The organism is Bacillus cereus group sp. N8, from assembly GCF_016483685.1.
Taxonomy (GTDB): Bacteria; Bacillota; Bacilli; order Bacillales; family Bacillaceae_G; genus Bacillus_A; species Bacillus_A proteolyticus.
Map to the genome: position 1 here is coordinate 1 of NZ_JAEHBK010000018.1, position 17,081 is coordinate 17,081.

Consider the following 17,081-nt stretch of genomic DNA (forward strand, 5'->3'; position numbering starts at 1 on the left):
TCGTCGGCAGCGTCAGATGTGTATAAGAGACAGCAATTACAATATCACTTAAAATATCTTTTAAATAAACTTTTGAAATGAGTTGATAGTTATTTCTAACGCAAAATAAGGCAACAATTTCGTTATAAGATAAATCATCGCGTTTTATATTTTTATACTTTTTCTTTAAATCAGCAATAGAACAGTTACTTCCAATAACATACTCATTAATTTCATATCCATCAAATTCAATTATCATGTGATCACTGTTGAGTGCTAGCTAACGTTATAGCTTTAATTTCAGATGAATCTATTATACATTGTTTGAAGTTTAGTGAGAATATATTTTTGTAAAGTGGGAGGGTAGTAATGGAACAATATAAGTTAGTTTTAGAAGGATCTAAACAATTAAATTGGCAAACTTGTGAAATTAAGTCTATACAGGATGATGAAATTATCGTTAAAACAATCGCAGGTGCAATTAGTATTGGAGCAGAGTTACCGCAGTATAAAGAATCGGACATTTCAGATGTTAATCCTTTATATCCGAGAGAAACCGGATATGAAAGTTATGGTGAAGTCATTCAAGTTGGAAATAAAGTAACACATTTAAAAGTAGGTGATAAAGTAGTTTCTTTTTATGGTCATCAAACGATAGGAATAGTTAAGGGACATAAAGTTATTCGAGTACCCAGTTATATAAAACCTAAAATTGCCTTATTATCCATTCTTTCATGTGATGCCGCTAAAGGAGTATTAAAACTAAATCCAAGTAATAATAAAAAAGTACTTATAACTGGATTGGGAGTTATGGGTTTACTCGCTTGTTATTTCTTAAAATACTATGCAGGTGTGGATCATGTGGATGTTGTTGAACCTAATAGAAATAGAAGAGACTTTGCAAAGAAATTTGGTGCAAAAAACATATATGATTCAGAAGAGAAAATAATAGAAACATATAGTTACGGTTTCGAATGTTCAGCTACAAATAGTGGATTTCGTACATTGCAAAAAGCTCTTAATAGTAATGGAGAAATATGTATAATTTCTGATGGTAATATTGAAGAACTAACATTAACCGCCGACTTTTATCGGAAAGAATTGCAAATCATTGGGTCAAGTGACGGATATGATTATCAAAAACATGCAGATTGGTTTTTTAGCAAAATAGAACAAACACCATGTATAGAAGAAGTTTTTCAACATGAAATACATTATACTGCACTCATACAATGTTTTGAGGAATTGGGGCAAGGGATAATTAATCCTTTAAAAGTATACGTTTCATATGAATAATGAAAAAACTAACCAAATATTTGTCACATAGCTTACATATGTTTCGTCTTAATTATGATATTCAAAATGAGGAGGAACACATATGAAAATTTTTGTAGCAGGTGCAACGGGTGTAATAGGACGTACTTTATTGCCAATGTTAATAAAAGAGGGGCACCTAATCCTAAGATTCAAACGGGGAAGAATAGCTGGGAGAGGGGTGCTTCAAATAATAAAGTACGTATAGAGTATGGATGGATACCTTTACATCCTTCATGGTCTGAAGGGTTTAAAATATTATAAAAGTCCTTTAATGGGAATACTAGTAACATTCACAATTAAAGGATTGGATTGTAATGAATATACTTTTTGAAAGCATAATTTTAATCCTCACTGGAATTATTTTTTTAAAATTGACGGGGAGTAAATCTGTTAGCCAAATGACTCGTGCTGAAATTATTATTGTTGTTTCGATAGGTCGTATTATTGTAGAACCTGTATTAAGTAGGAAAGTAGTCCCATCTATTTTTGCTGCGTTTATTTTTGCGAGTGTTTTACTTATCATTCATTTTTTTGAATTGAAATCACGAAAAATAGAAAAGTTTCTAAATGGAACTAGCATTATTGTTGTAGAAAACGGAGAGATTTTAAAAAAGAATTTATTACGTGCAAAAATGTCAGAACAACAATTATTTATGCATCTGAGAGAAAAAGGTATACATGAAATCAAGAATTTACAACAAGCAACTGTAGAAACGAACGGACGTATTGGATACCAACTAACTACCACGGCCCAACCGATTACGTTGGAAATGTTAGAAAAGCTATTAGAGCAATACAATCTTAAAAAATAGTTGTAGACTGAAAAACGCTTTCTGTACATAAAGGTATTTTTCGCAAATATGTAAAAGTCCCTTCAGTAATTCTGAAGGGACTTTCGTGCTATCTACTGTATCTAGTAATTTAATTTGTGTCTATTAAGATTGGAAGGTATTATTTTTAACGGTCTCATCATATCATGGTCTTCATGCTCTAAACGATGACAATGCCATACATAATCTCCAGAATAGGGTTCAAACTTCATTATGATTCGAACGGTTTGTTCACCTGCTACTAGCACGGTATCTTTTAAACCAAAATCAGCTGGGAGAGGCTCTAACAAGTTTCCATTCAAATCATGACGATCAAGAACTCGAAAATTTACTAGATGTATATGAATAGGATGAATCCCAACGGTCAAATTTACTAACTCCCATATTTCAACAGAATTAAGTAAAGGTGTTTCTGTCACGGGATCGGCCCATTCTTTATTATCTAGTAAAAGCATGAGACGCCCAAATTCATCCTCTGAGTCATTTAATGTTAATCGTCTTACTTTTTTTACGTTTACTTTTTCTAATGGAATAAAGTCAATGTTACTTAATATGCACGGGATTTTACTTTTATCTGGGCAGGATAATGGTTTTGTTACTTGGAACTCCATTATCTCACCAGTTGGATTATCTAAATCAATTCCATTTTGTAAAACTACTTTTTTTCTTTCAAACCTTGAAAAATCAATAATAATGTCTATACGCTCTGCTGGTGAAACATCTAAACTTTGTACTTTAATCGGCCGTTTAAGAAGGCCTCCATCAGTTCCTATTAAAAAGAATGAGCTAAGGTCACTTAATTGGAACTTGTATGTGCGAGTATTAGAAGCGTTTAATAAACGAAATCTATATTTGCGGGGCTCTACTTTTAAAAATGGCCATACTTTCCCGTTGACTGCAATTGTATTTCCTAAAAATAGAGAAACAATAGAAGGGTATGGTAAACCTGGTGATGGATCTTCAGGTTGAGCAGGATAAAATAGGGAACCGTCCGGATTAAAAGATTTATCTTGAACGATAAGTGGTATCTCGTATTTCCCTTTCGGTAGGGGTAGTGATTTTTCTTCTTTATCACGAATCAAGTAAAGTCCTGCAAGACCCGCATATACATTTAAACGAGTAATCCCAAGTGCATGATCATGATACCAAAGGGCAGTTGCTCGTTCTCGATTCGTATAATGATAAATCTCTTTTACGAAACTAGGTCCTGTTTGTTGAAAGTTTTTCGTAAACCATGCTTCAGGATGACCATCGCTATCTGGTTCACTTGGGCTTCCATGTAAATGTACAACAGTTCGTACTTCTGGGTTATCATGCGCCCCGTGAACGGTTGTATCAACAGGTAAGAAGTGTTTTTTAGGTAAATCGTTTGACCATCTCACATATACAGGATGATCTTTTTTTACCTCAAACGTTGGACCAGGTACCATTCCATTATAACCCCATACTTTCGTCTTTGGTAAATCACTGTGAAACTTGTGTAGCGTTTCAATCATACGTACATCATAAAACGGCTTACCTTTATATGTTCCTATAGGTTTTATTGCAGAGGGAATCGGAAGGGGATCAATAAATTTTTTTAATTCCAAATATCGCTATCTCCTTTCGTTTAATATAATATATTCTATTACGTGAATGTTATATTGTTTGTATACTTGACCAAGAAAATCATTGATATATCCCTTATACATGTGAAACTAATAGGACTTAAAATAATATACAGAAAAATTTAGTGGTCTAACTGCTTTTTCAGGGGTTTTAGGCTGTGGGCCATCCGGATTTTCTTAAAATTTACAAAGGAAGATATTTTACTGGACATAACAGAAAATCTATTTGATTTAGTATGTGCTTGTATTTTACCAAGGGTGATAACGATCAATATTGCGATTAACATTAAAGTTTCAAAAAATAAACAGAATGAATAATTGACAAAAAATGAGAATAATAGTAACCTAACGTAAAACATACGCTACCGTATTTTATTGGAGAGATGATATGCAATTAACGAGGGAAGACTGGATAAAAGTAGGATTACAACAATTAGCTAATGAAGGAATACATAAAGTTCGCATTGAAGTACTTGCTCGATTATTAAAAATAAGCAAAGGAAGCTTCTATCATTATTTTCGTGACCATCAAGAGCTTTTAAATTCTATGCTTGACTTTTGGGAAGTACATGCAACAAAGCTGATTGTTCAAAGTATGGAGCAACAGGATGCCTCTTTAGAACAGCTATTACAGATTAGTTTTAATCGAGATAAAAAAATTGAGAATGGTATTTATGCTTGGGCTAAATATGATCCTGTTGTGGCAACACGTTTAGTAGATATAGAAGAACAAAGAATTTCTTGTGTTGCAAAATTGTATCAAAAAATGGGCATAGACGAAACTGAATCAATTGATCGAGCGAGACTTGCCTATTTAACGTATGTAGGATGGATGACAAGGTTTGAAGCAAATCCTAATTTTGATATTGATAAAATGGTTGAGCTTTTAACTTCTTTCAGCGGGTGTCCAAACATCGACTGAAAGAAGTAAAGCTTCCGGACGCAATTATGCTGAGGCATAATTGATTATTCGATAATAAATGTCCCTAATATGGTTATAAAACCTGAAGGGACAAAATTTTCACTGTAACATACGGTAGTGTATGTTATTTTTGAAGTTACGACATTGGGGGCGAATAAATGAAATTACTATTAACATTAGTAGCTGTAGTGCTTCTGTGTTTTATCAGTTTTTTGCATATTTATTGGGCTTTTGGAGGTCGATGGGGTTCTGCCGCTGTTATCCCAGTAAAAGAAGGAGAACATAAGCCCGCTTTTACTCCGAGAATATGGGGAACATTATTTATAGCCATTCTTATTCTACTAGCTAGTGTCATTATTGTTGTTCAAGTAGGTTATTTGCAAGGGTTCCAAGCAAATAGTTTATCTAAAATCGGAAGTATTGTCTGTGCTTTAGTTTTCATTATTAGGGCAATTGGTGATTTTAAATTTGTTGGATTTTTCAAAAAAATCAAACATTCTCAGTTTGCTAGATACGACACTTGGATCTATAGTCCATTATGTTTATTCTTTGGCTTTGTCTATATCATGTTGTTGTTTTAATATGTATAATGAATTCCCTATAAAATAAATTTTATACAGGAAGAAAACACCTCTCATTGAACAAGTAGTAATAAAAAGAAGTTTGAGCATAGTAATAGAGAAATACGGGTTCTGTTGACAGCGAAGTCCGCTATGATTAGTCATTAGTGGTTAAAAAGAGGATAGATAGGGTGAATTTATTCAAGCTCTTCTATCCTTTTAATTTTTATACATATAATGTATGACATTAGATAAGAATGCACTATTAATAATGGGTTCAGCTTATATCTTGACTTTTAATAAAATTTTAAAGTGTTGGTTTTTTATTGTGTGAATAAGAGGTTAGTTGTTGTTTTGGAGTTTAAATCATTGATTTAAACTTGGCAATTGTATCATGTAATCTTTCTAATCCAATCAACATATCTTTTTCATTTAACATTGAATAACTAATTCGTAAATGATTATATTGAGTTTCATGGCTTAACAGACAAGCTGTGCCGGGTAAAAAAGAAACATCTACTTTATTCGCTTTTTGTAATAATGTAAAAGGATCGATTGATTGAGGGAGTGTAACCCATAAGTTAAATCCTCCATTAGGTATTTCAAATTCTAATTCTTTTAATAGAGATAATATATCAATTGTTAAATCGCGTCTAATTTGTAAAGCAGTACGTAATTTTTCTAAATGATTTTTCATTCGTTCCGCTCGTAAAAAAGGAAGTAGTGCTTTTTGTGTCAATAAGGGACTACCTATATCCATCGAAGCTTTCACGGCATATAACCATTCAAAAATAGGACCCTCAGCTGCAAGCGCCGCGATGCGAAGACCTGGTGCTAACGTTTTACTAAATCCTTTTAAATATATAACATGACCATTTGTATCAAAGCTTTTTATTGGAGGGGGAATTTTAAAATCCTCAAAATATATCTCTCCGAAAGAATCATCCTCTAAAATGAAAAATTGATAAAGCTCTGATAGTTCTACAAGTTCCATTCTTCTTTCTTTGCTCATTACTGTGCCGGTTGGATTCTGAAAAGTAGGATTCACATATAACAAAACAGGATTCTTTCTTTGACAAATATCATCGATTAAATCTGAGCGAATGCCGTGGTTATCAAGACTAACAGGGATGATTTGAACTCCTTTATTAACAAATACATCAAGCGCCGCTCCATAACACGGACTTTCTACTAACACTATGTCTCCCGGCTTTAATAATGTTTGGGCGATTAAATCGATTCCTTGCTGGGCACCACTTGTAATCAATAATTGAGATGGATCAGTAACTAATTGTTGGTATTCTTTTAAGTAGTTTGTTATTTCCACTCTAAGTTCTTTATCACCTTGAACAGGTCCGTAAGTTGCTAGTATCATTTGATCTTTATTAAGTAATTTATGCATTTCATCTGAAAGAAACGGATTTGGTAATAAACGTGGATAAAGGACCGCCTGTGAAAAATCGAAATATTTACGGTGTTGGTTCATTACATATTGAGAACGCATAACATTAATGGATTTCGTTTGTTGCCATTGATACGGAATTGGTTTGAAATCTTTATTCACACGTTTATGTATATAGGCACCTTTTCCTTGCTCAATGCGTATATATTCTTTCGTTTCTAACTGCTTATAAGCTTTACGAACAGTTAATAAACTAATTTGTAAATCATTAGCCATAGAACGTAAGGAAGGGAGGTAATCGCCATGTGAAAGCATCCCGCTTTGAATTCTCTCAACGATTTGCATATATATTTGTTGGTAATATGGTATGTTGGATTCTTTACGCAGTACTATCTTCATAGAATCACCTGTTTTTCTTTTTAATTTAATTAAAGCGAAAAATATTCTGGCAATCAACTATATTTTTATTCAACTGTTATATGCGTTGATACACTGTTATACACCATTTCTTCTATACTCGTTTCAAGAGTAAAAAGGAGGAAGCAAAATGGTCATTTTAAATTATATTTTAGTATGTATTATTTTTGGAACGACATTTTTAACGATAAAAATTGGAATAGAAGCGGGCGCACCACCATTATTTTCAGCTGGAATTCGTTTCTTTTTGGCAGGTCTTATTCTCATTATTATTTTTAAATTAAAGCGAAAGGATATTATGCTTTACTTAATATCGAAACGTATTATATATGCTGGTTTTTGTTTAACATTTATGACATTCGCGACCCTTTACTGGGCTGAACAATATATTTCTTCTGGATTAGCTGCAGTTCTATCTGCTACGGGTCCAATGATGATCTTGCTATTGCAATCAAAGAGAAATAAAACAAAATTGCAAAAAGAACAACTTGTCGCTTTAGTTATAGCACTTCTTGGTGTTTTTTGCATTTCTTTACCTGGAATGCATCAAGAACTTACATTAATATGGAGTATCGCTTGCCTTGTTATATTAGTAGGAGAGTTGTTTTATGGAATAGGTTCTATTCGTTCTAAAGAGATACTTTCAGATTTACCTAACGTATCTCCATTTCTCATTAACGGCATTCAAATGTTTTATGGAGGAGTTTTGTTGTTAATTGTATCTATCGTAATGGAACAGCCTAATCTAACGATCTTAACATCTTGGAATGTACAATGGCCAATTTTATACCTCATATTTGTAGGGTCTATCGGTGGACACGGTTTATATTACTGGCTTTTATCAAAAACAAATCCTGTATTTCCATCAACGTGGTTATATGTATCTCCGTTAATCGCTGTTATTGTAGGTTATTTTGTATTAGGAGAACCATTAAATCCTACAATGGGAATTGGTGCTTGTTTAATCTTGATTGGTGTATTTTTAGCAAATCGTACTACACTTGGAAATTATTTTAAGCAAGGGAAGTTATTGAAGAAAGAGATATAAATAAAAATTATCGGAGCATTTTAAAACAGAGAGCTAAATGAATAGCTCTCTGTTTTTTTATTCTGAAAGAAAAACATGATACGGAATCGTAGGCATTTTAAAATATATAATAATTCAACGCGCAAGCCCTCTCTATAATGTTATCTAGCTTCTTATTCAATATAAAAAGTGATAAGTATCAATGTTTAATAGAATACTTAGAAGTGAAAATCTTTGGGATAAAAGATGGTAATAGAGTTGTTAGTCACAAATTAATTACATTAAAAGATTTTGTACCAGATTATCTAACTATTGATAAACTCATGATGAGATTCTTTATAACAGCTAAGAGATGTATTGAAGGTGAGAATAAGGAACTGCTTTTTAGTAGTAAAGATACAGATAGAATAAAAAAACACTAGATCTTTAAGATCTAGTGTTTTTTTATTAGTTCACTTTCTTTATAAAGCCTTTATAATGACGCTTCACAAGTTGACTTTCAAGCGTCTTCATTGTTTCTAATGCTACACCTACAATGATTAGTAAGCTTGTACCACCGATTTGAGCAGAAGGTGGTAATGTAGCGATTTTGGTGAATACGAGCGGTAATATTGAAATTGCGCCTAGGAAAATGGCACCGATAAATGTTAAGCGATATAAAATTTTTGTTACATATTGTTCAGTGGATTTACCTGGGCGAATACCAGGAACGTATCCGTTTTGCTTTTTTAAGTTATCAGCCATTTGTTCAGGATTTACTTGAACGAATGCATAGAAATATGTGAAAGCAACGATAAGACCAACATAAAGTGTCATTCCAAATGGATGTGCAAAATCAAGATTGGCAATTATCCATTTAGATACGCTTGAATCAGGGAAGAGCTGCGCAATTGTACGCGGTGTCATTAAGAAGGCAGAAGCAAAGATAACAGGAATTACACCTGCACTATTTACTTTAAGAGGTAAATGAGTATTTTTTGCTCCTTGATATTGATTGTTCCCTGAAACAGCTTTTGCATATTGAATCGGTATTTTTCGAACTGCTTGTTGGATGTAAATAACACCAACAACAATCGCTAAAATAACAAGTCCAATTAAGACCATTTTTATAATGTGCATAAATAACTGATCGCCTGCGTTTTGGAATTGTTGTAAATAAATTTGATTAGCGACATTTGGAATCGCCGCAACAAGTCCTGCGAAGATAATCATTGAGATTCCATTACCAACGCCGTTAGCAGTAATTTGTTCACCTAACCAAAGTAAAAATGCAGTACCAGCAGTTAATACTGTCGCAATAAATAAGTATGTAGTCCAGCTTGGATCCGTTATTAATTGTCCGCCTGCTATATTATTAAAGCCATAAGACATCCCAATAGCTTGTATGAATGCGAGAATGATTGTAAAGTATCGAGTAAATTGAGCTGATTTTTTGCGGCCCATTTCTCCTTGCTTTGCCCATTCTGTAAATTTAGGTACAACGTCCATTTGTAGTAATTGTACAATGATAGAAGCTGTAATATATGGTGTAATACCTACAGCAAAGATTGAGAAGTGTTGCAGTGCTCCTCCACCAAATACGTTCAGCATGCCTAAAACGTTGGCTTGATCTTGTACTTTTAATACCTCTGCGTTAGTATGAGGAACTGGAATAAACGTGCCAATTCGAAAAACAATTAACATCGCTAGTGTAAAAAGAATTTTATTTCTTATCTCAGCTACTCTCATGAAATTTGAAATCGTACGAAACATTATGTCGCCTCCTATATTTTTATCAGTTCAAAACTGATTATTATATCCCGATGAAGTAACCACAAACCTCCTTCCGCATTAAATTCATTTGACAAATGGAATTTTATACATTTTGTAGTTTTCACGGATATAAAAATATAAGGTGTTATACAAGCGATTTATTAACTTTTCGTAATCATTCAATACCCATAATATAACTAATAAATTAACAAATGTACATACATAAGCATTAAAAATGAATGATTAGGGTGATATTTTACATATATTTAATGTTGGATTGATAGAACACGTTCATAATTGTTATAATTTTCTTGACAAATAAAAGGAGGTGAATAGATCAGATGAAGTCTCTAAAAGAGAAACATGTGGAAATACATCTAGATCTTTCTCATGTAATTGATGGTGTATACATTAATAAGTAATAAGCAACATTATATACATCATACATAAAGTGCATTTCCACATTGTTTAAAAACGTGATGAGGTGGATTGTATGATGAAATTAAGTTCGATGTTAAAAGTGGTTGCAACTGTTGATGAAGAATGGCGTAGTTCTTTTGCCGAAAACATTTTAACAAACTGGGAACACGATGAAGGTACTCTTTATTACATGCGTGCTAGCTCAAATTTTGTATTTGTTTTCCAAAACAATGGTGAGCATTTTTTTCTTAGATTTATAGAAAAAGAAGAAAAAAGTAAAGAAGCTATTCAGGCTGAAATTCATATTTTGCAATATTTATCAAGTTGTGCATTAGAAGTAAATGTGCCAGTTTTATCGAAAAGTCAGCGTTATATTGAAGAAATTCATACAGAGTTAGGAATTTTTTATGCAGTTGTATTTAAAGCGTGTAGCGGAAAACATTATGAAGTAGCAGACTTAACAAAAGATCAATTTCACTTATGGGGTAAACAATTAGGACTTCTACATGCAGCTTTTAAAACTATGCCGAAAGAATTAGTGAAAAATAGAGTAACATGGCAGGAACATGTATCTTTTATGGAAAGTTCAATACCTCAAGACGAACTTGTTTTACAAAAAGAGTTTGAGAGAATTATAAACTGGATTCACACTTTATCGACTACAGAAGAGAATTTTGGAGTCATCCACTATGATTTTGAATTAGATAATTTGTGTATTGATAGGGATAACTTTGGAATTATTGATTTTGATGATTGCGCTCATTATTGGTATGTAGCCGATATTGCATATGCTTTACGGGATATTTGTAATAAAGAACTTGAACTAGATAGACCATGTTTTGAAGCGTTTTTGCAAGGGTATAAAGAAGAGACAACTATTGATAACACGATTTTAAAAGATATACAGTGGTTTCTACGAATGCATCGTCTAATGATGTTTGCCAGATTGACTCGGTCCGTTGATATTCCGGATTCAGAAGATTATCCATTATGGCTGAGGGATTTAAGAGGCAAGCTATTTTACTATAAAGAAGATATTAAGCAACAAGTTGTAAAACATTTCAATAGATAAAAACAGCCTACAAAATAATAATTAAATAACAAAAAAATGCAGCTCAATCGCTAGTTTGGTCTAACGCTTGAGTTGCACTTCATTATTATTTGAATTAAATATATATGTTATAAAAATTAATATAGACGATTATGATTTATAGCTAGTATTCACTTATTTAATTGTGTCAATACTAGCTTCTCCCAATCATTAAAGGATAATTTACTTGTTAAATGTTTTAATTCATCAGGCACAACGATATGACACATTAATTCTAAGCTATTACCATCAGGGTCATAAAAATAAACAGATGCATTACCTTGATGTGGACGAATAAATGGTTCAATAGATTCATTCATTGTAAACGGAATAGCTTGAATGTGAAGTGAATCTAACCATGTTAAGGATTCTTTTAAATCTTCATATGATACTCGAAATGCAATATGTCGTAAAGAAGGATGATACTTAGTTTCATATTCAGAGCCCGCCCATAACCCAAGCCAACTTTTCCCTTCCTCAATCCAAAAGAATGCGGTCGTTTCATCACTCCATGCTAATTTCAGTCCTAATTTTCGATAAAAATCAATAGAATTTTGTAAATTACTAACTGGTAAGTGTGCTTCGCATAGTCCTTTAATCAATTAAAATCCTCCTTCATATTTGTGTATTCTTATTATTAATATAGCGATTTAAATAGAATATAAAATCAGATGAAAGTATGAAAGTATATACAACTTTAGTGGTAGTAGTAAACAATCATATTACAATTAAGATTTATAAAATTAGAGAATTTGTTTTATTTTTGAAGAAATATTTGTAAATGCAGGGTAAATAAATTGAGTGTAAATTTATAAAGGGGCTAATGTAAATGAAAGTTGTTATAAAAAATTTACCATCATTCGAAGTGGCATTTATTAGACGGATTGGAAGTTACTGAACTGGTCAAAAGAAAATAAACTTACTAAGCGATAATTAGGCTGTCTATCTTCAATAAGTTGCGAAAAATATATAAGGTTAAAAGTATATAAAAACAGAAAATTAATAATATATTGACCTCTTAATAGAAAGTGCTATAGAATGAAAGCGATAACAAACGATTGCTTTAAAATGATTTCCCTGATCTTTTAGTATTTACAAATATATGAAGGGAAAAACAAATCTATTTTTTTAAGGATTAATGCAAACGTTTTCGTATTAAAAGATCATTGAAATACATACGTGAAAATAGTCAATATGGGGGGGAAGTAAACGAGGTTTCTACATTAATTTAAGCAGTGTAATTTAGACGAATAAATTGCTCGTACTATTTAAAGAAAGGGTGTATGTGGTGCAAATGACAAAAAAATTAATTAACAAATCAGTTTTATTACTTACTATAATCGTTATGTTATCATCTGTTTTCTCTTTTCAGAATGTGAAGGCAGTTTCAAATTCAAAAACAACTGAAATTATCATTCATTACAAAGAGCAGCCTGGAAATGCAAAAGACTGGAATCTTTGGATGTGGGGAGAAAATGCAAATGGTAAATCATATGAATTTACTGGTGAAGATGAATTTGGAAAGTACGCAAAGATTAAAATAGATGGTGACTATAATCGTGTAGGATTTATCATTCGTACGAATGAGTGGGAAAAAGATGGTAGCGATCGTTGGATTGAAAATATAAAGGACGGTCGTGCTGAAGTGTGGATAATTTCGGGTGATGAAAAAGTATATAACTCTAAGCCTTCATCGGATCTCTCAATTCAAAAAGCTACTATTGATAGTTTTAATGAAATCACTGTAACGACTAATGTTCCGTTTAATAGTAAGGAACAGAAAATTGAAATTGAGGGCATTAAAATTAAGGAAATTAATCCTTTTGATAAAAATGGTGGAGATATTACTAATAAGGTGAAAATAATTACGGAACAGAAAATTGATTTAAAACAGACATACAAAGTTAAAATAGAAAACTTAGCTGATACGAATACTGAAATCGGTAAAGTCATTCGTAGCGAAGAGTTTGATAAATTATTTTATTATAGTGGTAACGATTTAGGTAATATATATACCCCGCAACATACAAAATTCCGTGTATGGGCTCCTACTGCGAGTGAAGCGAAGTTAGTTACATATAAAAAATGGAACGATAAAATAGGTACTGAAATAAACATGCAACAAGGTGAAAAGGGGACTTGGAAAGCAGAACTTAAAGGGAACCAAAAAGGTCTCTTTTATACGTATAAGGTGAAAATTGGGGATAAGTGGACTGAAGCAGTTGATCCATATGTGCGTGCTGCTTCTATAAATGGAGATAAAGGTGTAGTCATTGATTTAAACGAAACAAATCCGAAAAAATGGAAAGTAAACAAAAAACCGGAATTTAAAAATCCGGAAGATGCTATTATTTATGAATTGCATGTACGCGATCTTTCCATCCAACCTGAAAGTGGCATTAAGCAGAAAGGGAAATATTTAGGAGTAACAGAAAAAGGAACAAAAGGGCCTGAAGGTGTGAAAACAGGACTTGATCATATAAAAGATCTTGGTGTTACACACGTTCAGCTTTTACCGATATTTGATTATGCTTCAGTAAATGAAGAGAATTTAAATGAACCACAGTATAACTGGGGATATGACCCGAAAAACTTCAACGTTCCAGAGGGATCCTATTCTACAAATCCATATGAGCCGACTGTTCGAATCACTGAATTAAAGCAAATGATTCAAACACTGCATGATAATAATCTTCGTGTTGTTATGGATGTAGTCTATAACCATATGTATAATGCTGCTGAATCTAATTTTCATAAGTTAGTTCCAGGTTATTATTATCGTTACAATGAAGACGGAACATTTGCAAATGGAACGGGAGTAGGAAATGATACCGCTTCAGAACGAAAAATGATGAGGAAGTTTATGGTTGATTCCGTCACATACTGGGCAAAAGAATATAATTTAGATGGATTCCGTTTTGATTTAATGGGCATTCATGATTATGAAACGATGAATGAAATACGTAAAGCTGTTAATCAAATTGACCCTTCTATTATTCTGCATGGGGAAGGTTGGGATTTAAATACACCTCTTGCAGCTGAGTTGAAAGCCAATCAAAAAAATGCAGAGAAAATGAAAGGGATTGCCCATTTTAACGATAATATACGTGATGGATTGAAAGGTAGTGTATTTGAGGAGAAAGAAAATGGGTTTGTAAATGGAAAGGAAAACATGGAAGAACGTATTAAAAAAGGTATTACGGCAGGCATTGACTACGATACAAATTCGTCTACTTATCAAGATCCGGAGCAGGTGCTAACTTATGTGGAAGCACATGATAATCATACATTATGGGATAAACTTGAGTTGACTAATCCAGGTGACAGTGAAGAAGTGCGAAAACAAATGCACAAATTGTCTTCTTCGATTTTATTAACATCACAAGGTATTCCATTCTTACATGCAGGACAAGAGTTTATGCGCACGAAATATGGTGATCATAACAGTTATAAATCTCCTGATTCAATTAACCAGATGGATTGGTTACGCCGTGCAGCATTTAATAATGAAGTAGAGTATATGAAGGGCTTAATAGAATTGCGCAAAAAGTACTCAGCTTTTCGAATGACATCTGCAGAGCAAATTAAAAAGTATGTAGCTTTTATCGATGTTCCAAAAAATGTTGTAGCTTATACAATAGATGGAAATGGAAGTGGGAATAAAAGCGAATACTTTATGGTGGCTCACAATGCAAATAGGGAAGCCGTTGACATAACACTTCCATCGAAAGGTCCATGGAAAGTGCTAGTAGATGGTAAGCAAGCCGGAAGTAAAACACTTTATGTTGTCCATGATAATAAAATTAAAGTTCCTGCATTAAGTTCATTTGTTTTAAAAACAGAGAAGCCGATTAAATAAATGCAAAAAGCGAAGTGACGATTGTTTTCACTTCGCATTAAAAGTTAACTTAGTATAATTTCACATACTGTAATTATATTACAATTTAATAAACAAAAAGAGAAGAACTCACCAAGGTTCTTCTCTTTTTGTTTATGTGTAATAAGAGTATCCATAGTTGCAAGTATGGGTAGTGTACATTTAACTTTTTAGCGGATAGGTGTCTACAAATAAATTATATCAATCAGGGGTACCGTCACATTGCCATCAAGCTAAAATTTTATAGTACCCCCAGAACGAAATTTTATGTTAACTTGTAATAAAAAGCTTATTTCTTTGTTTTGGGGTGGATCTGTTTTCTTAAGTTGATGGGTATGGGGTTCCGCCACACATCCATCAACTTAAGGATTTAGACTATTCTTAAACTTAAAAGCACGTTACTATTCTCTTATGTTAATGAGAAAGGGTGACGTGCTTTTTATGAATATGCATCAAAAACAAGAGCTGTCTTTATTTGCCGAAGAGTTATATCGATATATGTCTCCCTCTACACTTAATCAATTAGCTATAGAAGCAGGTGGAATGAAACGAAAACGTAAGTGCCATGGGCACCATTTTTTATCTTTGTGTGTATGGTTAAATCAACAAATCGCTACAACCTCTCTTACTCAACTTTGTAGTCAATTAGAAACTTCTACTGGAATTTTATTAAGTCCTGAGGGACTGAATCGACGATTTAACTCGGCTTCTGTAGCCTTCTTTCGAAATGTATTTACTACACTTCTACAAGCTAAAATTGGAGGATCATCTACAATTTCTCATTCTCTTTCTGCTTACTTTGAGCGGATTCGCATCCTTGATTCTACAACCTTTCAAGTTCCAGATCGATTCGCAGCTACTTATCCTGGTGCCGGAGGCTGTAGTCATACAGCTGGTGTAAAAATTCAATTAGAGTATGACTTGTTGAGTGGAGAGTTTTCTGATGTGAAAATTGAACCAGGAAAACGAAGTGATCAGGCATATGGGGCGACTCGAATGGACATGACACAAAAGAATGAACTATATATTCGTGACTTAGGGTATTTTCGTTTACAAGACTTTAAATCGATCCAAGATAAGGAAGGCTATTATTTATCACGTCTTAAATTGCCAACTAAAATATATAGAAAAGAATTCGAAACAGTGGTATTTAAAACAAAACCTGCTCAATTGAGACCGGTATATATACAAATTCATTTGGAAGACATCATGAACCAATTACAACCTGGCCAAGTATATGAATTACATGATGTATATGTAGGGAGCAAAGACAAACTACCCACTCGCATTGTGGTTTATAGATGTACAGAGGAGCAAAAACAGAAACGTCTACATGATCGAGCTATTCGTGAAAAGAAAAAAGGGATTACATATACAGAGCGTACGAAACTTTTACAAGGAATTACGGTATATATGACAAACATTCCTACGGAATGGGTACCAAAAGAGAAAATCTATGATTTATATTCACTGCGTTGGCAAATTGAGCTGTTATTTAAAATATGGAAATCTTGGTTTCGAATTCATCGTTGTAAATCTATTAAACAAGAGCGATTAGAATGCCACCTTTATGGACAACTCATTAGTATCCTATTATGTTCTTCTACTATGTTTAAAATGAGAGAACTCCTGTTACGTAAGAAACAGAAAGAACTAAGTGAATATAAAGCGATGTACATAATTAAAGATTATTTCTTACTTTTTCATCAAGCACTACATAAAAACACCCAAGAATTATCAAAGATTCTCCTTCGTCTGTTTAACCTCCTACAGCGAAACGGACGAAAATCTCACAGATATGAGAAAAAAACAGTCTTTGATATTTTAGGTGTTGTGTATGAGTATACCACTTCTGCCCATCAGGTAGCATAGCGAAAAATT

12 protein-coding genes and 1 pseudogene are annotated in these 17,081 nt (G+C 32.9%); 9 read left to right on the plus strand and 4 right to left on the minus strand.

Annotated features, from left to right (window positions below; all coding sequences use genetic code 11):
* Positions 1-348: 348 nt before the first annotated feature.
* The 3 genes and pseudogenes from JDS80_RS21550 (at position 349) to JDS80_RS21560 (ending at position 2,108) form a co-directional block, all read left to right on the plus strand.
* Positions 349-1,275, plus strand: coding sequence for a zinc-binding dehydrogenase (locus tag JDS80_RS21550; RefSeq protein WP_199639929.1), 927 nt, complete (start codon positions 349-351; stop codon positions 1,273-1,275).
* Between the two features lie 150 nt (positions 1,276-1,425).
* Positions 1,426-1,557: pseudogene (locus JDS80_RS21555) on the plus strand (NAD-dependent epimerase/dehydratase family protein); the annotation flags it as partial.
* Between the two features lie 53 nt (positions 1,558-1,610).
* A complete protein-coding gene (locus JDS80_RS21560; protein WP_071745999.1) occupies positions 1,611-2,108 on the plus strand; it encodes a DUF421 domain-containing protein in 498 nt (165 codons plus the stop codon).
* 101 nt (positions 2,109-2,209) lie between these two features.
* Here JDS80_RS21560 and JDS80_RS21565 read toward each other — a convergent pair whose 3' ends face one another.
* The gene (locus JDS80_RS21565; protein WP_071746000.1) at positions 2,210-3,715 is read right to left on the minus strand and encodes a multicopper oxidase family protein; all 1,506 of its coding nucleotides are present in this window, start codon (positions 3,713-3,715) and stop codon (positions 2,210-2,212) included.
* A 406-nt stretch (positions 3,716-4,121) separates the two neighbouring features.
* On the opposite strand from JDS80_RS21565, the gene JDS80_RS21570 reads away from it, so the two are divergent.
* Together JDS80_RS21570 and JDS80_RS21575 are read left to right on the plus strand one after the other, a co-directional pair.
* Positions 4,122-4,655 (plus strand): TetR/AcrR family transcriptional regulator, encoded by a 534-nt coding sequence (locus JDS80_RS21570; RefSeq protein ID WP_071746001.1) that lies wholly within the window; start codon positions 4,122-4,124, stop codon positions 4,653-4,655.
* Positions 4,656-4,813: 158 nt separating this feature from the next.
* Positions 4,814-5,236, plus strand: a complete 423-nt coding sequence (locus JDS80_RS21575) for a DUF3995 domain-containing protein (protein ID WP_199639930.1) — start codon at positions 4,814-4,816, stop codon at positions 5,234-5,236.
* 340 nt (positions 5,237-5,576) lie between these two features.
* Here the strand turns inward: JDS80_RS21575 and pdxR are convergent, their stop codons facing one another.
* The gene (gene pdxR / locus JDS80_RS21580; protein ID WP_071746002.1) at positions 5,577-7,016 is read right to left on the minus strand and encodes a MocR-like pyridoxine biosynthesis transcription factor PdxR; all 1,440 of its coding nucleotides are present in this window, start codon (positions 7,014-7,016) and stop codon (positions 5,577-5,579) included.
* A 148-nt stretch (positions 7,017-7,164) separates the two neighbouring features.
* On the opposite strand from pdxR, the gene JDS80_RS21585 reads away from it, so the two are divergent.
* Positions 7,165-8,082, plus strand: a complete 918-nt coding sequence (locus JDS80_RS21585) for a DMT family transporter (RefSeq protein WP_199639931.1) — start codon at positions 7,165-7,167, stop codon at positions 8,080-8,082.
* A gap of 426 nt (positions 8,083-8,508) precedes the next feature.
* Here the strand turns inward: JDS80_RS21585 and secY are convergent, their stop codons facing one another.
* Positions 8,509-9,813 (minus strand): preprotein translocase subunit SecY, encoded by a 1,305-nt coding sequence (gene secY, locus JDS80_RS21590; protein ID WP_071746004.1) that lies wholly within the window; start codon positions 9,811-9,813, stop codon positions 8,509-8,511.
* 493 nt (positions 9,814-10,306) lie between these two features.
* Between secY and JDS80_RS21595 the strand changes: the two genes are divergently transcribed.
* The gene (locus tag JDS80_RS21595) at positions 10,307-11,305 is read left to right on the plus strand and encodes a phosphotransferase enzyme family protein (RefSeq protein WP_084667459.1); all 999 of its coding nucleotides are present in this window, start codon (positions 10,307-10,309) and stop codon (positions 11,303-11,305) included.
* 149 nt (positions 11,306-11,454) lie between these two features.
* On the opposite strand, the gene JDS80_RS21600 is transcribed toward JDS80_RS21595, so the two are convergent.
* A complete protein-coding gene (locus JDS80_RS21600) occupies positions 11,455-11,925 on the minus strand; it encodes a VOC family protein (protein WP_071772580.1) in 471 nt (156 codons plus the stop codon).
* Positions 11,926-12,611: 686 nt separating this feature from the next.
* On the opposite strand from JDS80_RS21600, the gene pulA reads away from it, so the two are divergent.
* Both pulA and JDS80_RS21610 read left to right on the plus strand, forming a co-directional pair.
* Positions 12,612-15,182 (plus strand): type I pullulanase, encoded by a 2,571-nt coding sequence (gene pulA / locus JDS80_RS21605; protein WP_199639932.1) that lies wholly within the window; start codon positions 12,612-12,614, stop codon positions 15,180-15,182.
* Positions 15,183-15,641: 459 nt separating this feature from the next.
* A complete protein-coding gene (locus tag JDS80_RS21610; protein ID WP_098216578.1) occupies positions 15,642-17,072 on the plus strand; it encodes an IS4-like element ISBce2 family transposase in 1,431 nt (476 codons plus the stop codon).
* Positions 17,073-17,081: the final 9 nt, after the last annotated feature.